The 19534-nt window shown below is 69.7% G+C and carries 19 protein-coding genes; 13 read left to right on the top strand and 6 right to left on the bottom strand.

The features are described from left to right. Positions 1-173 precede the first annotated feature (173 nt). From P1K31_RS08825 to P1K31_RS08815, 3 genes are read left to right on the top strand one after another with little or no spacing between them, the layout of a single operon-like run. Complete coding sequence (locus tag P1K31_RS08825) at positions 174-1196, top strand: DNA-methyltransferase (protein WP_276302964.1); 1023 nt, start codon at positions 174-176, stop codon at positions 1194-1196. A gap of 22 nt (positions 1197-1218) precedes the next feature. Continuing rightward, positions 1219-1890, top strand: coding sequence for a type I 3-dehydroquinate dehydratase (locus P1K31_RS08820; RefSeq protein WP_276302963.1), 672 nt, complete (start codon positions 1219-1221; stop codon positions 1888-1890). 60 nt (positions 1891-1950) lie between these two features. Further along, complete coding sequence (locus tag P1K31_RS08815) at positions 1951-2406, top strand: DUF7575 domain-containing protein (protein ID WP_276302962.1); 456 nt, start codon at positions 1951-1953, stop codon at positions 2404-2406. A 6-nt stretch (positions 2407-2412) separates the two neighbouring features. Here P1K31_RS08815 and P1K31_RS08810 read toward each other — a convergent pair whose 3' ends face one another. Beyond that, complete coding sequence (locus tag P1K31_RS08810; protein ID WP_276302961.1) at positions 2413-3150, bottom strand: proteasome assembly chaperone family protein; 738 nt, start codon at positions 3148-3150, stop codon at positions 2413-2415. Between the two features lie 113 nt (positions 3151-3263). Here P1K31_RS08810 and P1K31_RS08805 point away from each other — a divergent pair, with 113 nt between their 5' ends. Together P1K31_RS08805 and P1K31_RS08800 are read left to right on the top strand one after the other, a co-directional pair. Continuing rightward, positions 3264-4169, top strand: a complete 906-nt coding sequence (locus P1K31_RS08805) for an RsmB/NOP family class I SAM-dependent RNA methyltransferase (RefSeq protein WP_276302960.1) — start codon at positions 3264-3266, stop codon at positions 4167-4169. Beyond that, complete coding sequence (locus tag P1K31_RS08800; RefSeq protein ID WP_276302959.1) at positions 4166-4681, top strand: DUF7122 family protein; 516 nt, start codon at positions 4166-4168, stop codon at positions 4679-4681. The genes P1K31_RS08805 and P1K31_RS08800 overlap by 4 nt, the downstream gene beginning before the upstream one ends. A 118-nt stretch (positions 4682-4799) precedes the next feature. On the opposite strand, the gene P1K31_RS08795 is transcribed toward P1K31_RS08800, so the two are convergent. Then, the gene (locus P1K31_RS08795; RefSeq protein ID WP_276302958.1) at positions 4800-6344 is read right to left on the bottom strand and encodes a DUF790 family protein; all 1545 of its coding nucleotides are present in this window, start codon (positions 6342-6344) and stop codon (positions 4800-4802) included. After that, positions 6344-7738: a DEAD/DEAH box helicase family protein gene (locus P1K31_RS08790; protein ID WP_276302957.1), complete on the bottom strand. Its 1395-nt coding sequence runs from the start codon at positions 7736-7738 to the stop codon at positions 6344-6346. Before P1K31_RS08790 ends, P1K31_RS08795 begins: the two co-directional genes overlap by 1 nt. 101 nt (positions 7739-7839) lie before the next feature. Between P1K31_RS08790 and P1K31_RS08785 the strand changes: the two genes are divergently transcribed. Together P1K31_RS08785 and dnaK are read left to right on the top strand one after the other, a co-directional pair. Continuing rightward, positions 7840-8544: a nucleotide exchange factor GrpE gene (locus tag P1K31_RS08785; RefSeq protein ID WP_276302956.1), complete on the top strand. Its 705-nt coding sequence runs from the start codon at positions 7840-7842 to the stop codon at positions 8542-8544. Between the two features lie 135 nt (positions 8545-8679). Continuing rightward, positions 8680-10560 (top strand): molecular chaperone DnaK, encoded by a 1881-nt coding sequence (dnaK, locus tag P1K31_RS08780; protein WP_276302955.1) that lies wholly within the window; start codon positions 8680-8682, stop codon positions 10558-10560. Positions 10561-10854: 294 nt separating this feature from the next. Here dnaK and P1K31_RS08775 read toward each other — a convergent pair whose 3' ends face one another. After that, positions 10855-11523, bottom strand: a complete 669-nt coding sequence (locus P1K31_RS08775) for a DUF7509 family protein (protein WP_276302954.1) — start codon at positions 11521-11523, stop codon at positions 10855-10857. Positions 11524-11633: 110 nt separating this feature from the next. Here P1K31_RS08775 and P1K31_RS08770 point away from each other — a divergent pair, with 110 nt between their 5' ends. Next, positions 11634-12026, top strand: coding sequence for a winged helix-turn-helix domain-containing protein (locus P1K31_RS08770; RefSeq protein WP_276302953.1), 393 nt, complete (start codon positions 11634-11636; stop codon positions 12024-12026). 179 nt (positions 12027-12205) lie between these two features. Here the strand turns inward: P1K31_RS08770 and P1K31_RS08765 are convergent, their stop codons facing one another. Both P1K31_RS08765 and P1K31_RS08760 read right to left on the bottom strand, forming a co-directional pair. Next, positions 12206-13006, bottom strand: a complete 801-nt coding sequence (locus P1K31_RS08765; RefSeq protein WP_276302952.1) for an enoyl-CoA hydratase/isomerase family protein — start codon at positions 13004-13006, stop codon at positions 12206-12208. Positions 13007-13078: 72 nt separating this feature from the next. Beyond that, positions 13079-14944 carry a Rieske (2Fe-2S) protein gene (locus tag P1K31_RS08760; RefSeq protein WP_276302951.1) on the bottom strand — a complete coding sequence of 622 codons (1866 nt, stop codon included), beginning with the start codon at positions 14942-14944 and terminating at the stop codon, positions 13079-13081. A gap of 119 nt (positions 14945-15063) precedes the next feature. Between P1K31_RS08760 and dnaJ the strand changes: the two genes are divergently transcribed. The 5 genes from dnaJ (at position 15064) to P1K31_RS08735 (ending at position 19482) form a co-directional block, all read left to right on the top strand. Continuing rightward, a complete protein-coding gene (dnaJ, locus tag P1K31_RS08755; RefSeq protein ID WP_276302950.1) occupies positions 15064-16206 on the top strand; it encodes a molecular chaperone DnaJ in 1143 nt (380 codons plus the stop codon). A gap of 133 nt (positions 16207-16339) precedes the next feature. Then, positions 16340-16867, top strand: coding sequence for a hypothetical protein (locus tag P1K31_RS08750; RefSeq protein WP_276302949.1), 528 nt, complete (start codon positions 16340-16342; stop codon positions 16865-16867). Positions 16868-16904: 37 nt separating this feature from the next. After that, positions 16905-17909 carry a signal peptidase I gene (locus P1K31_RS08745; RefSeq protein WP_276302948.1) on the top strand — a complete coding sequence of 335 codons (1005 nt, stop codon included), beginning with the start codon at positions 16905-16907 and terminating at the stop codon, positions 17907-17909. After that, a complete protein-coding gene (locus P1K31_RS08740) occupies positions 17882-18409 on the top strand; it encodes a hypothetical protein (RefSeq protein WP_276302947.1) in 528 nt (175 codons plus the stop codon). Before P1K31_RS08745 ends, P1K31_RS08740 begins: the two co-directional genes overlap by 28 nt. Beyond that, complete coding sequence (locus P1K31_RS08735; protein WP_276302946.1) at positions 18409-19482, top strand: DUF5305 family protein; 1074 nt, start codon at positions 18409-18411, stop codon at positions 19480-19482. Before P1K31_RS08740 ends, P1K31_RS08735 begins: the two co-directional genes overlap by 1 nt. The last annotated feature ends 52 nt before the right edge of the window (positions 19483-19534 follow it).

Raw genomic sequence — 19534 nt, 5'->3', positions numbered from 1 at the left:
CGTTCGCTTCGTCTGCGGGCGACATTCGGGTCGCCCGCATGGCCCGCGAGACGGCATCGCCGTCTCGCGCTGCTCGCGCGACCACGGTCGCTCGTGTGACTCGCTCTCTGATCGCGTTCGCTGGCGCTCACGCGACCACAAGACACTAGACGCCGCCGGTAAACCTCTCGTCCATGCAGACCGAGCACGTCCTCCGCGTCGGCGACGCCCGCGACCTCGCGCTCCCCGACGACTCGGTCGACCTCGTCGTCACCTCCCCGCCGTACCCGATGATCGAGATGTGGGACGGGCAGTTCGCCGCCCTCGATCCCGCCGTCGGGGAGGCCCTCGACGCGGGCGACGGCGATCGGGCGTTCGACCTGATGCACGCCGCGCTCGACGACGCGTGGGCGGAGCTCGCGCGCGTGCTCGCGCCGGGCGGCATCGCCTGCGTCAACGTGGGCGACGCCACGCGCACCGTCGGGGAGTTCGCGCTCTACCCGAACCACGTCGAGATCGTCCGGCGACTGCGCGAGCGCGGGCTGACCCAGCTTCCGGGCGTGCTCTGGCGCAAGCCCGTGAACCGCGGGACGAAGTTCATGGGGTCGGGGATGCTCCCGCCGAACGCCTACCCGACGCTCGAACACGAGCACGTCCTCGTCCTCCGGAACGGCGGCCCGCGGCGGCTCGAACCGGGCGCGGACGACCGCTACGAGGCGGCCTACTTCTGGGAGGAGCGAAACGAGTGGTTCTCGGACCTCTGGACGTTCAACGGGACGTCCCAGGCGCTCGCGCCGGACGAGGAGACCCGCGAGCGCTCGGGGGCGTACCCGCTCGCGCTCCCGCTGCGCCTCGTCCGGATGTTCTCGACGCGCGGGGACACCGTCCTCGATCCCTTCTGGGGGACGGGGACGACGACGCTCGCGGCGATGCTCGCGGCCCGCGACTCGGTCGGCTACGAACTCGACGCGACGCTCGTCGAGGCGTTCGACGAGCGGATCACGGACCTTCCCGCCCGCTCGCGAGAGCGCGCCCGCGAGCGCCTCGATCGCCACCGCGCGTTCGCCGCGGGGCGGGACGACCTCTCGTACGAGGCCGATCACTACGACTTCGCGGTGATGACCCGCCAGGAGCGGCGGGTTCGCCTCTACGCCGTCGAGTCGGTCGAGACGACGGACGCGGGCTACCGTTGCGCGCACGCGCCGGTCGAGTTTTGACCCCGCCGGTGCAAGCCCGCCCATGGACTTCGACTCGTTCGTCCTCGCGGCGAGCCTATCCGACCTCGGCGGGGAGCGCGCCGCCCGCGAGCACGCCGACGCCGTCGAGTTTCGCATGGACCTCGCGGCCGACCCCCTCGCCGCCCTCGACGGCTACGACGGCGAGCTTCCGATCCTCGCCACGAACCGCGTCGAGTGGGAGGGCGGCGAGGCGGCCGACGACGACGCGCGCGTCGACGCGCTCCGGGAGGCCATCGAGCACCCCCGCGTCGAGGCCGTGGACGTGGAACTCGCGGCCATCGCGGCGGGCGACGGCGTCGGCGTCGTCGAGCGCGCCCGCGAGCGGGACGTCGCGGTGGTCGTCTCGGTGCACGACTTCGAGGAGACGCCCGCCCGCGCCGAGATGTCGCGGCTGCTCGGTCAGGCGCTCGAGTTCGGCGACGTGGGTAAGCTGGCGGTGACGGCCGAGTCCCGCGCCGACGTGCTCCGCCTGCTCGCGCTCACCCACGCCCAGACGGAGGCGGGCCGTCGCGTGGCGACGATGGCGATGGGCGAGGCGGGGCGACACTCCCGCGCCGTCGCGCCGGTGTACGGCTCGCGCATCGGCTACGCGCCCGTCGCCCCCGCCGACGCGACGGCCCCGGGGCAGTACGACCTCGCGACGCTCCGGGGGCTGGTGGAGGCGCTCGAATAGACCGACTCGCCGCGAAACCGGGGCATAACGCTCATATGCGTTCGCTGTAGAGTGCCGATGGTGAGCAAGCGTCGCCCCCTGTTCGCGGTCGCGCTGGCGTTCGTCTACCCCGGGCTGGGGCACGTCTACCTCCGGGAGTGGCTGCGAGCGCTGCTGTGGTTCCTGCTCACGGTCGCGACGGCCGTGCTGGTCGTCCCGCCGAACGTGCTCGACGGCGGCGGCGGGATCGACGCCATCCTCCGGGCCCAGCGGAACCTCCCGCTGAGCGCGGCGCTGGCCATCATCGCCGTGACGGCGTTCAGCATGCTCGACGCCTACCGGCTGGCCGCCCACGACCGCGATCGGGCGACCGCGTCGGCCGCGTCCTCGTCGGGGGCGACGGCGAGCGGGGGAGACGAGTTCCGCTGTCCCGACTGCCGTCGGACTATCGACGCCGAGTACGACTTCTGCCCGTGGTGCGCGACCGAGTTCGAGCGCGAGCCCGGACCCGAGGCCGAGACGAGGCAGACGAGGTAGGGGCGATCACTGGAACATCCGCAGGGGCTGGGCCTGCGTGCTCTCGTCCGCCGCCTGCTGCATCCGCTGGGCGAGGCGCTCGCGGGCGTCCCTGATCTCCTCCGCCTGCTCGACCAGCCGGTCCGTGTTAACCTCCACGTCGAGCAGTTGACCGACGCCGTGTTTGAGGATGACCCGGGCGGCCTCGGGGTCGGGGAACTGCGGATCGGCCTCCACGATGAGCCCGACGCCGGCGAGGCCGTGCTGGCACGCCTCGTAGAGGAGCGCGCCGGTCGGGCCGCTCACGTACCCGCTCTCGGCGGGCGGGACGATGCCCCCCTCGTCGAGCAGCCGCTCGCCGTCGCCGGTCGACACGCCGTAGAGTTCGGGCGTGCCCGAGTCCTTCTCCGAGGGGAGCCCGCTGAGAAACAGGGGCGTCACGTCGTGCTCGTCCAGCCAGCCGACGATGCAGCTCGCGAAGTCGGTCGCGCTCTGGGGCGAGACGGGGACGTCGCTCTGGAGGACGAGCAAGTCGCGCTCCTCGTCGGCGTAGAGCCTGACCGGCGGCTTCACCTCGGAGGACTCGCCGTGATAGACGGCGACGCGGGGGATCCCCTCGCAGTGGACGTCGGCGTAGTGAGTCATGCCGAGCGTGTCCACGAGGTGGTCGGCGGCGATCTTTCCGACGAGCCCGACGCCCGGGAGCCCCTCGACGAGGGTCGGACTCGACAGCGACAGGTCCGTTCTGACGGCAATATGTGCCATGTGGGGCCACACGGTCGGGCGCGGGTTAACGCTATGCCCCCGCGTACCCGCGCGCCTCGGCGCCGGTCGAGGTCGATGGAAACGCACAAACTGCGGCGCGGCCAGGGGGGGACATGGTTCTTGCGCGCTACGAACCGCTCGTCGACGACGTCGAGGCCTTTCGGGCGGCCTGCGAGCGGCCGCTCCCCTCGGTGGTCCGGGTCAACACCATCAAGACCACCGTCGAGCGCGCCGCGCGGGCGCTCGCCGACGGCGGCCACGGCTTCGAGCGGGTCGAGTGGCTGCCCGAACTCCTCCGGCTCGACTCGCGGAGTCCCGGCACCTCCTGGCCCTACTTCCACGGCTGGCTCTACGGTCAGGAGGAGGTGAGCGCCCTTCCCGCGGTCGTCCTCGACCCGAAGCCGGGCGAGCGGGTGCTCGACCCCTGCGCCGCCCCGGGGAGCAAGACGACCCAGCTCGCCGCGCTGATGGACGACGAGGGCACGCTCGTCGCCAACGACAACAACCTCGGGCGGCTCTCCGCCCTCCGGTCAAACGCGGAGCGCTGCGGCGTGACGAACCTCGTGGTCACCAACGGCGACGCGCGGAACCTCTCGCTGAAGCCGTTCAGGGGTGAGCCGTTCGACCGCGCGCTCGTGGACGTCCCCTGCTCCTGCGAGGGGACGATCCGGAAGAACCCCGATGCCTTCGACGACTGGAGCCTCGGTCACGTCCGCTCGATCGCCGGCATCCAGCGGGCGATCCTCCGGCGCGCCGTGCAGGTGACCCGGTCGGGCGGCACCGTCGTCTACTCGACGTGCACGTTCGCCCCCGAGGAGAACGAGGGCGTCCTCGACGCCGTCCTCCGCGAGGAGGACTGTCGGCTCGTCCCCTTCGAGGTCGACCTCGAGACGCGCCCCGGCGTCACCGAGTGGGAGGGCGAGCGGTACGACGACTCGGTGCGCCACGCCAGGCGCGTCTACCCGCACCTCAACGACACGGGCGGGTTCTTCTGCGCGAAGCTGGAGGTGGGCGCGTGACGGCCCCCCGCGAAAATCGGAGCCACGAGTTCGACCGCGTCCCGGAGACGGACGCCGAGCGCGAGGTCGAGGGGCGTCCCTCCCGTCGGGCGGTCCTCGACTTCTGGGAGGAGCGCTTCGGCGTCCCGCCGGCGACCTTCGACGGCTACACCTTCTGGGAGAAGGGCGCGGGGAAGCTCTGGGCGTTCGCGGGCGACGTCCCCGCACCCGCGGCCGTGGAGGCGCTCGGGATGACCTTCCTGCGCGTCAGACAGGAGCACTGGAAGCCCACCACCGACGCCGTCCAGCGGTTCGGGCGACACGCGACGAGGAACGTCGTCCACCTGGACGAGGAGCGTGCGCGACGGTTCGTCGCGGGCGAGACAGTCGAGCCCGGGTGGGACGGCGACTGGGGGTACCTGATCGTGACCCACGACCTCGCGGGCGAACTGGAACCGATCGGTGTCGGCCTCTATCTCTACGACGAACTCCGCTCGCAGGTGCCGAAGGGACGCCGCCGGGAGATCGGCTGACGCGAGCGTTTATATACGAGAGGGCGGCCAGTGTCCCCGTGTCCTGACGAGTCACCGCGCGGGGTCCCGCGATCGCGCGACACAGCCCCGCGCGTCCCTGCGTGTCGCCTGTTCGCCCTCATTGCGCGTCCTTCTCGCGGACGGTCCCCCCGGACAGCCCGTTCCACTCCACGCGGTACCCCAGCGCCGAGAGCGCCGCGCTCGCGTCGTCGATCCCCGCCTCTCCGAGAACCGCCTCGGCCTCGGACAGCGACATCTCCGGCTCGATCCGCCCGCGCAGGTCGTCGAGCACCGCCGGCCGCACGAGCGTCCGCCCCACGCGCTCGTGGGCCGGGAACGACTTCTCCTCGACGGCGCTCTCGCTGACGCCGTACTCTGCGGCGAGTTCGGCGAGCGTCACCGCGTCGGCGTCGGGGACGAGGTCGTCGGGGAGATCCGCCACCGCGTCCGCCACGAGCGTCTCCTCGTAGCGCCGCAGCGCGTCGCGGACGTCCTTCACGCGGACGCTCCCCGAGTAGGGGACGACGCGGTGGTCGAGCGCCTCTATCTCCTCGCCGACGCCGAGCGACTCGTCCACCGCGACGAGCAGCTCCACGTCCTCGAGATCCGCCAGCCTCGAGAGCTTCTTCTCGACGTACTCCGGCGTCCAGAAGCCCATTATCTCGAAGAACACGCGGAACGAGGCGTGTCGCCAGTCGAACGCGAAGTCGGGGATGACGACGTACGCGCCCGACTCCAGCGGCTCCGGCTCCCGAACCAGGTCCCAGTCCAGGTCGAGTGACCGGAAGCGCGCCGCGAAGTCGGCCTCGACGCCGCTGTCGAAGGCGGGTTCCGCGAGCGGCTCGACGTTCGGCACCGTCACGTCGCCGGCGTCGAGTTCGAGCAGCCGCTCGGTGCCGCGGTCGTCGATCTCCGCCTCGAGGTACCACTCCGGGGCCTTCGCCACGGTCCGGAGGAGTCGCGCGAAGCGGGTCCCGTAGCGGCGCGACCGCCGAAAGAGCGCGTCGGGACCGGTGACGATCACCTCGCGGACGGGCGGCCCCGAGTGTCCGTCGAGCCGCGCGCGCTCGTCCGGCACCTTCCTGATCTCGTACATCAGCCGCAGGCGCTTGACCGCCGAGACGAGCGCCTTCGGGTCCGCGCTCCGGACGCGGACCTCCGTCGCGTCGAACAGCGCCGTCTGCGCCAGCGAGAGGTTGTACTGCTCGACCAGGCCCGCCGCCGACCACCGCGGCTCGAACGTCGCGAGCACCTGGCGGTCGTCCAGGTCGGCGTAGAGCGCGGCCTCGATCTCGTCGGCCGCGACGCCGAACCGGTCCGCTACCTCGCGGAGGACGGCCGTGCGCTCGTCGGACGTGACGACGCCCCGCTCCTCGGCCCGTCGGAAGACGGCGTCGCGGACGCGCTCGGGATCGACGGCCGCCCGCGTCTCGAACGTCGCCTCGCGGTCCAGCAGCTTCGCGAAGCCGCGGATCAGCTTGAACGCCTCGCCCTCGCGCTCCAGGTCGGTGAGCGCCGCCTCCAGCGTCGCCCGCGGCTCGCCGACGTGCTCCCGATAGACGCCGAGGACGCGTCGAGCGAGCGGTTCGTCGTCCGCGTCGGCGAACAGCGGTCGGTAGCCGCCGCCCCGGCGCGAGACGCGGAGGAGGTCCTTCGTGAGCATCAGCGCCGCCTCCGGGCCACGTTCTCCTCCGCGGTCTCCTCGGTGACGACCTCGTACAGCAGCGCCCGCCCGACGCGGGCCGGGGTCGCCTCGCCGGCCTCCGTGGCGGCGGCTCCGGGGCCGCCGCCGTCCTTCGCGTTCTTCGGGCGGAGCACGCGCCCGAGACGCTGGGTGAACTCACGCTCGCTGCCGCTGCCGGAGAGGACGACCGCCACGTTCGCGTCCGGCACGTCCACGCCCTCGTCGAGGACGTTCGCCGTGACGACCCGCCGATAGCTCCCCTCGCGGAACCGTTCCAACACGTCGCGGCGCTCTGCCGTCCCGGTCTGGTGGGTGATGGAGGGGATCAGGAAGCGCTCGGAGAGGCGGTAGACGAGGTCCGTCGAGGCGGTGAAGACGATGACGCGGTCCTCGCGGTGGTACTCTAAGATCTCGGCGAGCGCCTCGACCTTCGCGTCCGCGTGCATCGAGATGTCGCGGGCGCGCTGCTTCGCCAGCAGCGCCTCGCGGGCGCGCGGATCGCTCCCGGAGCGCTTCACGAGCTCCTGGTAGTCGCTCCCCGAGCGCATCTGGATGCCCGAGCGGGCGAGGTAGTCCACGAACGTCCCCTGGGCCGCCTCGTACCGCTCGCGCTCCTCTGGCGTGAGTTCGACGCTCACGCGCTTGATGTCGTATCGGGCGAGGTGCTCGCCCGCGAGATCCTCCGGATCGAGTCGGTAGACCCGCGGGCCGACGAGGTCCGCGACGACCTCGTGGGCGTCGTCGGGGCGCTCGAAGGTCGCGGTGAGGCCGAGTCGGGCGGGCGCGGCGAGCAGGCGGGCGATGTCGCGGTAGCCCTCGCCGCCGAGGTGGTGGACCTCGTCGAAGACGACGAGGCCGAAGCGGTCGCCGATCCCGTCGGCGCGGAGGTACGCCGAGTCGTACGTCGAGACGGTCAGCGCCTCGACCCGCTGCTCGCCGCCGCCCATCTGCCCGATCGGGCGGTCGAACTCCGCCGCGAGTTCCCGCCGCCACTGTTCGAGGAGGTCGATCGTGGGGACGACGACGAGCGTCGCGGTGGAGAGCGCCTCGATCGCCTTGATCGCGACGACGGTCTTGCCGCTCCCGGTCGGTAGCTCCAGCACCCCCCGATCGCGGTTGTCGCGCCAGGCGTCGAGCGCCGCCCGCTGGTACTCGCGGAGCTCGTAGCTCGAGGCGACGTCGAGCGCGGGCGCGTCGAGCACGCGGTCGTCGAAGGGGAGGCCGCGTGCCTCGAGCGCCGCTCGCAGGGCGGCGTAGCGGTGGGCCGGCGCGCGACGGGTCTTCGTCCGCGGGTCGGCCTCGACGCCCGGCAGGGGGACGTCCTCGGGGCCGTCGACGCGGATGGTCCCGTCCTCGAACGCGAGGGTGAACACGGGGGGAGAACGGCGTTCAACGCTCTTGTCGATTACGGGACGGCTCCGTCCTCGGCGCGAATCCGGTGGGTTTACTCGCCCGCCGGCCCACCCTTTCGGCAATGAGCGACGACGAGCAGTCTCCGCAGGAACGGGAGCGAGAGCGGGTCGAGGAGTCGGCCGACGAGGCCAGCGAGGCCGGCGAGACCGACGGCGACGAAGCGAACGGGACCGACGAGTCCGCGGGGGAGGTCGACGCCGAGTCCCCCGACGGGCCGACGGCGGAGGGGCCGGCAGCGGACCTCGTCGAGCGGGTCGAATCGACCCCGCCCGAACAGCTCGCCCGGGAGATCGACGCGCTGCGCTCTCGGACCGACGAACTGGAGGCGGAACTCGACGAGCGCGACGAGCGGGTCGAGGAGCTCGAATCGAAGCTCAAGCGCGCGCAGGCCGACTTCAGTAACTACAAGAAGCGCCAGGAGCGCCGCCGCGAGCAGGAGCGACGGCGCGCCACGGAGGACCTCATCGTCCGCCTCGTGGACGTGCGGGACAACCTCCGTCGGGGCCTGGAGCAGGAGGGCGACATCCGCGAGGGCGTCGAGTCCACGTTGCGACTGTTCGACGACGTTCTCGAGGCGGAGAACGTGACCGAGATCGCGCCCGAACCGGGCGAGAGCGTCGACCCCCAGCGCCACGAGGTGCTGATGCGCGTCGAGAGCGACCGGCCGGAGGGAACCGTCGACGACCTCTACCAGCCGGGCTACGAGATGGCGGAGAAGGTACTCAAGCCGGCGCAGGTCACGGTGTCCGACGGAGGCGACGAATAGCACTTCTGTTTATAATTCGCGGTTGTCTCTCACGGCGGTTCGCGAAAAACGCACGACTGCGGTGGGATTGGGTCGTGTGGTTTCGGACGGGATTCAGCAAGGTTTAACGGGCGGACGACAGTAGGTGGAGGTAACATGGCGAGTAACAAGATTCTCGGTATCGACCTCGGTACCACCAACAGCGCGTTCGCGGTGATGGAGGGCGGCGACCCCGAGATCATCGTGAACGCGGAGGGGGATCGCACCACCCCTTCCGTCGTCGCGTTCACGGACGACGAGCGGCTCGTCGGTCGCCCCGCGAAGAACCAGGCGATCCAGAACCCCGAGCGGACCATCGCCTCCATCAAGCGCCACATGGGCGATGAGGACTACACCGTGGAGGTCGACGGCTCCTCGTACACGCCCGAGCAGATCTCGGCGATGATCCTCCAGAAGATCAAGCGCGACGCCGAGGAGTACCTGGGCGACGAGATCGAGAAGGCCGTCATCACCGTCCCCGCGTACTTCAACGACAAGCAGCGCCAGGCGACGAAGGACGCGGGCGAGATCGCGGGCTTCGAGGTAGAGCGCATCGTCAACGAGCCGACCGCCGCCTCGATGGCCTACGGCCTCGACGACGACGCGGACCAGACCGTCCTCGTCTACGACCTCGGCGGGGGCACCTTCGACGTCTCCATCCTCGACCTCGGGGGCGGCGTCTACGAGGTCGTCGCCACCAACGGGGACAACGACCTCGGCGGCGACGACTGGGACCAGGCGATCATCGACTGGCTGGCCGAGGAGTTCGAGGCGGAACACGGGATCGACCTCCGCGAGGACCGCCAGGCGCTCCAGCGGCTCAAGGACGCCGCCGAGGAGGCGAAGATCGAGCTCTCCTCGCGCAAGGAGACCTCGATCAACCTCCCGTTCATCGCGGCGACCGACTCCGGCCCGCTCAACCTGGAGACGAAGCTCACCCGCGCGAAGTTCGAGTCGCTCACCCGCGACCTCGTCGAGCGCACCGTCTCCCCCACCGAGCAGGCGCTCTCCGACGCGGGCTACTCGAAGTCCGACATCGACGAGGTGATCCTCGTGGGCGGGTCGACCCGCATGCCGATGGTCCAGGAGCAGGTCGAGGAGCTGACCGGGCAGGAGCCGAAGAAGAACGTCAACCCGGACGAGGTCGTCGCGCTCGGCGCGGCCATTCAGGGCGGCGTCCTCGGCGGCGAGGTGGACGACATCGTTCTGCTCGACGTGACGCCGCTCTCGCTCGGCATCGAGGTCAAGGGCGGGCTGTTCGAGCGGCTCATCGAGAAGAACACGACCATCCCGACCGAGGAGTCGAAGATCTTCACCACGGCGGCCGACAACCAGACCAACGTCCAGGTGCGCGTCTTCCAGGGCGAGCGCGAGATGGCCAATCAGAACGAACTGCTGGGCGAGTTCCAGCTCGCCGGCATCCCGCCCGCGCCCGCGGGCACGCCCCAGATCGAGGTGACGTTCAACATCGACGAGAACGGCATCGTGAACGTCGAGGCCGAGGACAAGGGGTCGGGCAACGCCGAGTCCATCACCATCGAGGGCGGCGCGGGCCTCTCCGACGAGGAGATCGAGCGCATGCAGCGCGAGGCCGAGGAGCACGCCGAGGAGGACAGGGAGCGCCGCGAGCGCATCGAGGCGCGCAACGACGCCGAGAGCGCCGTCCAGCGCGCTCGCACCCTCCTGGAGGAGAACGAGGAGAACGTCTCCGACGACCTCCAGTCCGACATCGAGGCCGCCATCGAGGACCTCGAGGGGACGCTCGAGGACGAGGACGCGAGCACCGAGGACCTCCGCGAGGACACCGAGGCGCTCTCGAAGGAGCTCCAGGAGATCGGCAAGCAGATGTACCAGCAGCAGGCCGCGCAGGCCGGCGGTGCCGGACCGGGCGCGGCGGGCGCGGGTCCCGGTGCCGCCGGTGCCGGCCCCGGCGCGAGCCAGGAGTCGGAGTACGTCGACGCCGACTTCGAGGACGTGGACGACGACGAGGAGCAGTAACGGCGCGTCGACCGTCGTATCTCGTTTTCGCCCTCTGTTTCCCACCCCGCGACTGATGGACCGGGCGGTCGAGCACGGACGGGGTTTCGAGACCGTGCCGTCGTCCGCGTTCGGACGTGTACTGTCGGCTATCGGGCACCGCCACTGAGTAGTCTGCGCGTACGACGACTTCCTCTATGAAATCGGCGTCTTGCTGTAGCTCCGCAACCATCCCGGACCCCTCACGGTGACTCCCGTGTGCGTGCGACTTCGATTCACGTTCGCTACACACTGGCGGCTTCTCCTCGGCGCGCTTCAGTCGAGGCGGTCGAGCGATCCGTAGCGCTCCTCGTTCTGAATGTGAGTGCAGAACTGTGCGCAGAGCCGACAGCAGTCGGCGGCATCCGTGAACGTCCGGACGCTGGCGTCCCAGCGCGCGTGGACTGATCCGAGCATCGCACTCCGCACCGACGGCTCGGTCGCGACCATCATCCGCCGCGTGCGCTGAGGTGGCGTGGCCTCGGCCGCTGGCCCCTGCATGCCGTCGCTCGACAGCAGGTCCTCGAGGACGCTCCCGACCTCGATACCGACGCCGAGATTGTCGCCGACTCGTGGCGCGATGAAAATGGTCACATTGCTCGCTCGCGCGAAGGCGATACTCTTTGTCGCGGCGTCCATCTCGTCGAGTGAGATTCCGACGTCGATCGCGAGGAAGGCGTTGAAGCCACGGTCGCGGAGACAGTCACGCGTCTCCTGGAGGAGGCGTAGCACCTCGTCCTCTGCGTACTCGCCGCTGGCCTCGTTCCACGTCGCGAACGACGGCGCGTCAGTCTCAACGCCGGCGTCCGCTGGCAGCAGTGCGTCGACGTCGAACGTGCGGTACGGGCCCATCACGTAGACGAGAAACCGCTCGCGCCGGACCGGGGGGAGGGCGTCCGAGTCATCGACCGCCTGAGGGAGATTGTCGACGATCAGGTCCCGCATTCGTCTCGGTGATCCGGCACACTAGCTTATAAATACTCGTGTTTTCAGTAATCCTCTACTAGAGAACGACTAAGTACGTGGCGCTATAACACTCGAACCGAGGCATTCCAATGGCCGAAACCGACCGCCGCCCCACAGACGAGGTTCGTCAGCCGGAGCCGCCGCTCCCCGAGGAGAGCGGGCTGACGCTCGAGGAGTACCTCGCCATGCAGCAGGCGATCGGCCACCCGACGCGATTTCGCATCCTGCGCACCCTCATCGTCAACGACGAACTAAGCGCCGCCGAACTCAAGTCGGCGGTCGACGTCGAACCCCACAACTTTCACTACCACCTCGACGAACTGGTCGACGTCGGGCTCGTCGACAAGCGCCAGCGACGCACCGCCGACAGCCAGGGCTTCTACACGTACTACCGGCCGACCGCGATGGGACGGGCCATCTTAGAGCACGGCGTCGAGGAGTTAATGCGCCGGGAACGCGAGTTCAACGACGCGTATTCGTGATCGGATTTACTCGGCCTCCTTGACCAACGAGGCTGGTGAACGAGAGCTTTCAGTTGATCACTACCTAGAAGAAGCTCTGTGCGACTGCCGCCGTTGCTCGGGAGACGGGGACTTCAAACCTACGAAAACGTCGCCCTCGTTCACTGAACGAAGCCCGCCGATCCCGCCCCGATGCGCTCCTACCGCCCCACGAACTCCGGTTCCTCCTTCCCGAAGAACGCCGCGTAGCCGCGCTCGTAGTCCTCCGTTCGGGCCGCGCCGGCGATGGCGTCCGTCTCGGCGGCCAGCTGTCCCGCCAGCCCGCGCTCGAAGCTCTCGGTCAGGAGGCGCTTGGTCGCGCCGAGGGCCGCCGTCGGCCCGCTCGCGAGGCGCTCCGCGTAGTCGGCGACGCGCTCGTCGAACTCCGCGGCGGGGACGCTCTCGGTGACCAGCCCCAGGCCGACGGCGTAGTCGGGGTCGATCGGCTCGTCGAGGAGGGCGATCTCCTTCGCGCGGCGGAGGCCGACGAGCCGCGGCAGCCAGAACGTGGAGCCACCGTCGCCCGTGAGCCCGATGCGACCGTAGGCGTACTCCAGGCGCGCCTCGTCGCTCATCACGACCGCGTCGCCCGCGAGCGCGAGGCTGAAGCCCGCCCCGGCCGCGACGCCGTTGACGCCGACGACCAGGGGCGTCTCGGCCTGGTGGAGCTGGAGGATCGCGTCGTGGAGCGCCGAGGCGAGGCGGCGCAGTTCGGGGGCGTCCCGCTCGTCGCCCTCGAGTCCCGCGAGGTCCGCGCCCGCGCAGAAGACGCCGTCCGTCCCGGTGAGGACCAGACACCGGACCGCGTCGTCCTCGCTCAGCTCGGTGGCGGCGTGGACGAGTTCCTCGACCATCGTCGGGTTGAGCGAGTTGAAGTCGCTCGTGCTGTCCATCACGATCCGCCCCGCGGCACCGTCGCGCTCGACGCGCAGGTTCTCGTAGTCGTCGGTGGTCTCTGCCATGCCCGTCGTACAACCACGTCTGGAATAAAACAACTGGAACAGTCCCGAAACGGCTCGCGAGCGGTCCCGTCCTCACTCCACCTCGTGGAGCCGCTCGCCGCGGTGTAGCCGCGTCGCGATGGAGAACGTCTGTTCGGCCTCCCGCCGGGTCGGGAAGTGCGCCGCCATGTAGCGGGCGGTGGCCATCAGCGCGAGGCGGCGCTCCTCGTCCTCCTCGACCGCCTCGAACCGGCGGAACGCGGCCTCGACGTTCTGGAGCGTGTGGAACCCGGCGTCCTCGCGCAGCAGGCCGCGGCCGAGCGTCCGCTTGAGGTCGTCCGTATCGCCGCCACCGTCGTCGGACGCAGTCCGACGGGCCCGCGAGTCCGCGGACTCGCAGACGTCGAAGTACTCGCACACGAGCGCCGCGGCGCGGTTGACCTTCCCCTGCTCGTCGAAGCAGGACAGCAGCTCCTCGCGGACCTCGCCCGGATCGCGGTCGGACTCCCCCGGCGTCGGGAGGGGCGCGCGCGGGGTGTTGAGGAACCGGTCGAGGTAGACGCTCATCGCGGCGTCGAAGCAGCCGCGGTAGAGTTCGACCGCGTCGGTCCGAAGTGTCGCCCGGTGGACCGCGTTGGCGTAGGTGAACGTGTGGTGGACGGTGTTCCAGTCGGAGAACTCGTTGTTCGTCGCGAAGTACGCCACGCGTCGGGTCGCCGCGCGCGCCACGGCGTCCGCGAGCTGCGTCGTCGTCGCGCCCTCGCGGATCGCGTCGGCCAGGGCGTCGACGATCGCCTCGGGATCGTCCGAGAGGAGCGTCTCGACGAACCCGTCCGGGCGCTCCCACGCCCTCCCCTCCCCCGCCGCGACGAGGTCGGGCAGCAGGTCGTGCGCGTCGAAGCACAGCGACGCGATGTCGACTGGCTGCCGCCACGAGGACAGCTCCTCGGAGCGCGTCGCGCCGGTCAGCTGTCGCACCGTGGAGGCGAGGACGGCGTCGGCGTGGTCGTCGAACCCGACGTGATCGAGCGTCTCGAACGCCTTGTTGACGAAGTCGAGCGTGTGCCCCGCGTTCATGTAGAGGTGGTCCGTCGCGGCGGTGAACAGCACGTCCGCGACGGCCTCCTCCTCGAGGTTGGCGAGCGCGGTCAGGAGGACGCGCTCCGCGCCGTCGGCGTCCCGGACCTCCACGCAGTCGCGGAACCACTCCTTCAGCCGCTCCTTCGGGAGGTCCCGGTTGTCGAAGGCGTACTGGCCGAAGCGCGGCGGTTCGCCCGCGGCCTCGGCGGCCACCTCGCGCACGCCGAGGAACATCGCGCGGCGCTTGTCGCGCCCGCCGACGTCGGCGTGGAGGTTCGCCATGCAGCCGAGGGTGGTCAGGCCGCGACCCCACCCCATCTCTCGGTAGCGGGTGCCGAAGTTGACGGCCGTCTCGACCGGCGTGCGGAAGCCGTCCGCGAGCGGCTCGCCCCCCTCGCCGCCCGCCCGCTCCGGATCGGTCAGCGCCCGGCGGCCCTCCTCGTCGAGGCCGACGACGGCCTTCGCCATCACCAGCCGGAGGTTCTCGCGGAGGCCGTCGGCGAGACGGTTGCGCCAGTGGACGGCGGGCGGCACGTCCGGTTCGGGGTTCGGGTCGATGAGGACGCGTCCGTCGCGCACCTCGACGGGGAACGTCTGCACGTCGTCCGCCCAGATGTCGAACGTGTCGCCCTCCTCCAGTTCGAAGCGCGCGTGGTGCCAGTGGCAGGTGAGGATGCCGTCCTCGACGGTGCCGCGGGCGAGGGGAAAGCCCATGTGCGGACAGCGGTTGTCGACCGCGTACACCTCGCCCTCGTGGTGGAACAGCGCGACCGCCCGCCCGTCCGCACCGACGACGGCGACCCCGTCCCGCTCCAGATCGGCGAGGTCCGCGACCGCCACGTACTCGGGGTCACCCCCCGACTCGGATTCGGTTGCCATGCGTTCACGTGGGCCGTCCGTAGGGAAAACCGTTCCCTGAACCCGTTTTTTGTAACGACCTTGACGTGAGTCGCTTCCGTTCTTTTGAAGTGTAACAACGTCATACGACGTTCCAACGAATGAGCGAGGACTTCTATGAGGTGCTCGGCGTCTCGCGCGACGCCGACGAGGACGAGATCAAGCGGGCCTATCGGCGCAAGGCGGCCGAGTACCACCCGGACGTGAGCGACGAGCCGGACGCCGAGGAGAAGTTCAAGCGCGTGAAGAAGGCGAAGGAGGTGCTCATGGACGAGCAGAAGCGCGCGGCCTACGATCGGATGGGCCACGACCGCTTCGAGCAGGCGGAGAAGCGCGGCGGCTTCGACGGCGCGGGGGGCGGCGGGGGCGATCCCTTCGGCGGCATGGGCGGCGGTGCCGGGAGTCCCTTCGACGACATCTTCGAGCAGTTCTTCGGCGGTGGCGGCGGGCGGCGCGACGGCCCGCGGCAGGGGCAGGACCTCCAGACGAGCCTCACGATCGACCTCGAGGACGCCTACCACGGGCTGAGCCGGGAGATGACGGTCACCCGGCCCGAGCGCTGTCCCGACTGCGACGGCCGGGGGCACCCGCCGGACGCGGACGCGCAGCCCTGCCCCGCCTGCGACGGGCGCGGCCAGCAGACGCGCGTCCAGCAGACGCCCTTCGGGCGCGTCCAGCAGTCCCAGACGTGCCGGCAGTGCGGCGGCGAGGGGACGCTCTTCGCCGAGACGTGTTCGACGTGCGACGGCGACGGGCGCGTCCTTCGCGAGGCGACGCTCTCCGTCGAGGTGCCGGCGGGCATCCGCGACGGGCAGACGCTCCGCATGGACGGCGAGGGCGCGCCGGGCGAACGGGGCGGCCCGAACGGCGACCTACTCATCGAGATCACGATCGAACCGCACCCCGAGTTCGAGCGCGACGGTGACGACCTGCTCTACCGCCTGCCTATCTCCTTCCCGCAGGCGGTCTTCGGCGACGAGGTGACGTTCGAGACGCTCGACGGGTCGGTGTCGATGGACGTGCCCGAGGGCACCCAGAGCGGCGAGACGTTCCGCCTCCGGGGTAAGGGAATGCCCCGCCTCCAGCGCCGCGGCCACGGCGACCTCTTCGTCAGGGTGCAGGTCGTCACGCCGGAGCAGCTCAGCCGGGAGCAGCGCGAGGCGCTCGAGGCCTTCGCCGAGGCCGGCGGCGAGGAGATCGACGTGAAGGAGGGCTTCTTCGAGCGGATCCGGAACAGCTTCTGAACCCCGATCCGGCTGCCCGTCCGGCTCACCTCGCCCCACTGGACGCATTCTCACTAACTGGTACTGCCCGAAGTTTACAAGTAGTAGCACAATCATGAAAACGTGAATGTCTTCAAAGACAATAATCGGAACAGTGGCGGTCGCGATGCTCGTCGTCTCGGCGACGATCGGTGCAATGGCGTTCACGACCGGGAGCGTCTCCCGCTCGGTCTCCGCCGACGTCGTCACCGACGACGTGGGTCTCATCGCCCTGCAGGCCGGATCGAGCGGGCTGGTCTATCAGGACGGCAACGGCGCGCTCACGATCGACTTCACCAACGGGGCGGCCGCGAGCGGTGTGAACACCGACGCGCACTTCGAGATCGGTGACCCGAACAACGGGAACGCGACCTACGCGTTCAACGTCACGAACCTCGACTCGGAGAGCCACGACTTCACGTTCAGCTACACGGGCGTGACGAACGACACTGACACCGGCGCGAACATCCAGTATCAGGTGTACAACAGCACCGGTTCGCTCCTGGGTACCGCCAGCGAAGAGAGTACGTACACGGTCTCGGCGCTCGGATCCGGGCAGACGGTCTACGTCGTCGTCGTGGTCGACACCGTCGGACTGGACAGCACGGCGAACCTCTCGGGCACGCTAGAGATCTCGGCGTGAACGGAACGGTTCGCCCGTAATCCATAACGCTCGGTTTATGCGTACGCTCGCTGGTGTCGTCGCGATCGGCGTCCTCGCCGCGCTCGTGCTGTTGCCAGCGACCGCTCCCGTGCACGTCTCGTACGTCTATTCGGAGAGCATGGAACCCACGATCGAACGGGGGGATGGCTACCTCGTACTCGCGGCGGGCGAGGTCCGTCCGGGTGACATCGCCGTGTTTCGATCGTCGGTGCGCGACGAGTACGTCACCCACCGGGTCGTGGGACGCACCGCCGACGGCTTCGTCACGAAGGGGGATAACAATCCGACGACCGACCAGGCCGCCGGACACCCGTACGTCCGTCGGGACGCCGTCGTCGGAACCGTCCTCACCGTGAACGGACGGCCCGTGACGCTCCCCGGGTTCGGATACGCCGTCGGGGCGATTCGAACGCATCGACCGGTCGCGCTGTCGCTCGTCGGGGTGCTCGTGGCCGCCTGGTTCGTTCACCAGAGTGGCGAGCCACGCCGTCCGACCCGCTCGCTCCTCCGTAACGAGGACGTGATACGTCCGCTGTTCGCGGCCAGCTGTCTCGTCCTCGTGGGACTCGTCGTGCTGGGGGGGAGCACGCACACGCTGACCTACGTGGCGATCACCGGACAGTCGGCGTCGCCGCGCGTCGTGACTGTCGGCGAGTCGCAGACGGACCACCTGACCGTTGGGGTGGCGAAGACGCCGCTCACCCGTCGGATCGTCACGACCGAGGGGATGACGATCACGGCGCAGAGATGGAACGTGTCCGCCGTCGAGCTGGACGTGGTGGTTCCGGGCGTAGCGGAGCGCGGTCCGCACAGAGCGCACGTCACCGTGTACAAGTACCCCGCCGTCTTGCCGGGGGAGACGCTCGCGGCGCTCCAACGCGTTCACGCCGTGCTGGCAGCGGCCGTGTCGAGCGTTCTCACGCTCGCTCCGCTGTACGGCGCGTACGCGCTCTGTATCGATGGTCGATCACCGATCCGACTGCCGCGGGCGAGATGGCTCCGTCGGCGCTGGGGGCGGTGACGATGCGCGCCCGCGGTACACCTCGGCGTGGCCCCCGACGCCGCCCCGGGTTATCCGTGCTGTTCGGCGTGGCGTTCGTCGTGGCGGTCGGAACCGGTGGCCTCCCGACGGCGGCGTTCGATAGCGCCGACGCCTCCCGGTCGACCGACGCCGACGTCGTGTCCGACCCGGACGCCATCCACTCGCTCGACGTCGCCCCGGCGGTTCACATCAACTCGACGGACCCACTCGTAAACGTGACAAACTACTTCGGACAGAGCGTCACGGTCACCGTGACGCTCCGCGACGACTCACAACATCTCGGCGACCTCGTCGTCGACGGTAATAACACCGGGAACGAGTCCGTCTTCACGCTCGGTGAGACGGAAACGAAGACCGTGAAGATCGAGATCCCGGACGACAGCACGCTCACCACGGAAACCGTGTACTTCCACGTGAACGGGTCCGCCCGGGGACTCACCGTTACGGCGCAAGACCGGAGCGCGCCGGTGGACGCGTGATGACTCGCCAGGGCGTCCGTCGCGTTGCGGTGCTCGTCGCGAGACACGGACCGGCGCTCGTCGTCGGGCTCTGCGTGCTCGGGGCCGTCTCGCTCGGGAGCGCCGCGTGGCTGTACACGAACCCCCCGACGACCGAGGTGACCGACGCGACCGAGCAGGTGTCCGTGCGGTCGGATCTGCACACGAGCGCCGTCGTCACCGAAAACAACACGCTCTACCCGGAGGGCACCACGGTCCGCGATCAGCCTGTCTACTTCGTGTCCGCGACGCCGACGGCGACAGTGTCCGTCAGGACCGCCGTTTCGCCGTCCGACCCCGGAGCCACGCGCGTGAATCAGTCGCTCGCGCTGGTCGTCCGGGGTGTGCGTGACGGGCAGGTCTTCTGGGAGGAGACGCGGGTGCTCGCCAGCGACGAGGTGCGGCCGACGAACGGTACGGCGACGACGAACGCGACGGTAGACATGCGTCGAGTGTACGGAAACGTTCGTGCGGTGACGAACGACGTCGGGACCGCCGGTTCGGTGGAGGTACTGCTACGGATGGAGGTGGGATACGAAACGGCCCGGTACTCCGGGACCGAGAGCGAAACCGTCCCCGTTCAGCTCACCGAACGGTGGTACTCCATCGACCGGGCGTCGATCGAACAGGCCGACAGCACACCGGTGACTCGAACCGTCGTCGTGCCACAGCGTAACCGTCTCGGATATCAGCTTCCGGGGGTTCTCGGTGGGGTCGCGCTCGTCCTCGGCGGGGCGACGGGCGTCCTCTTCACCCGTCTCGACGACCCCGTCGCACTCGAACGGGAGTTACAGCGGGACAGATACGCCGAGTGGATCTCGTCGGGGGAGCTCGACTCCGCGGTCGGCGAGCGGTTCGTCTCGCTCCAGTCGCTAGAGGACGTGGTGGATCTCGCCATCGATACCCATCGGCGTGTGATCTTCGATGCGGAACGGGAACTCTACGCGGTAATCGACGGCGACATCGTGTACTACTACGATCCGAGCGGGAGGTACAGTTCCGTCTCCGACTCCGATACCGACGACCGTTACGGCGGATTCGTGTTCGATCAGTGACCGCGACGCGAGCGGTTCTTCCTCGGTCGTTACCGTCTCTAGCTGGTTCACA

The sequence above is a fragment of the Halomarina halobia genome (assembly GCF_029338575.1).
GTDB lineage: Archaea > Halobacteriota > Halobacteria > Halobacteriales > Haloarculaceae > Halomarina > Halomarina halobia.
This window is presented reverse-complemented; position numbering and strand designations above follow the sequence as displayed.

Bases quoted from the DNA above. Each gene is read 5' to 3' on its own strand.
- P1K31_RS08825 (WP_276302964.1), top strand. From the start codon at position 174: ATGCAGACCGAGCACGTCCTCCGCGTCGGCGACGCCCGCGACCTCGCG.
- P1K31_RS08820 (WP_276302963.1), top strand. From the start codon at position 1,219: ATGGACTTCGACTCGTTCGTCCTCGCGGCGAGCCTATCCGACCTCGGC.
- P1K31_RS08810 (WP_276302961.1), bottom strand. From the start codon at position 3,150: ATGGCACATATTGCCGTCAGAACGGACCTGTCGCTGTCGAGTCCGACC.
- P1K31_RS08805 (WP_276302960.1), top strand. From the start codon at position 3,264: ATGGTTCTTGCGCGCTACGAACCGCTCGTCGACGACGTCGAGGCCTTT.
- P1K31_RS08795 (WP_276302958.1), bottom strand. From the start codon at position 6,344: ATGCTCACGAAGGACCTCCTCCGCGTCTCGCGCCGGGGCGGCGGCTAC.
- P1K31_RS08785 (WP_276302956.1), top strand. From the start codon at position 7,840: ATGAGCGACGACGAGCAGTCTCCGCAGGAACGGGAGCGAGAGCGGGTC.
- dnaK (WP_276302955.1), top strand. From the start codon at position 8,680: ATGGCGAGTAACAAGATTCTCGGTATCGACCTCGGTACCACCAACAGC.
- P1K31_RS08775 (WP_276302954.1), bottom strand. From the start codon at position 11,523: ATGCGGGACCTGATCGTCGACAATCTCCCTCAGGCGGTCGATGACTCG.
- P1K31_RS08770 (WP_276302953.1), top strand. From the start codon at position 11,634: ATGGCCGAAACCGACCGCCGCCCCACAGACGAGGTTCGTCAGCCGGAG.
- P1K31_RS08765 (WP_276302952.1), bottom strand. From the start codon at position 13,006: ATGGCAGAGACCACCGACGACTACGAGAACCTGCGCGTCGAGCGCGAC.
- P1K31_RS08760 (WP_276302951.1), bottom strand. From the start codon at position 14,944: ATGGCAACCGAATCCGAGTCGGGGGGTGACCCCGAGTACGTGGCGGTC.
- dnaJ (WP_276302950.1), top strand. From the start codon at position 15,064: ATGAGCGAGGACTTCTATGAGGTGCTCGGCGTCTCGCGCGACGCCGAC.
- P1K31_RS08745 (WP_276302948.1), top strand. From the start codon at position 16,905: ATGCGTACGCTCGCTGGTGTCGTCGCGATCGGCGTCCTCGCCGCGCTC.
- P1K31_RS08740 (WP_276302947.1), top strand. From the start codon at position 17,882: ATGGCTCCGTCGGCGCTGGGGGCGGTGACGATGCGCGCCCGCGGTACA.
- P1K31_RS08735 (WP_276302946.1), top strand. From the start codon at position 18,409: ATGACTCGCCAGGGCGTCCGTCGCGTTGCGGTGCTCGTCGCGAGACAC.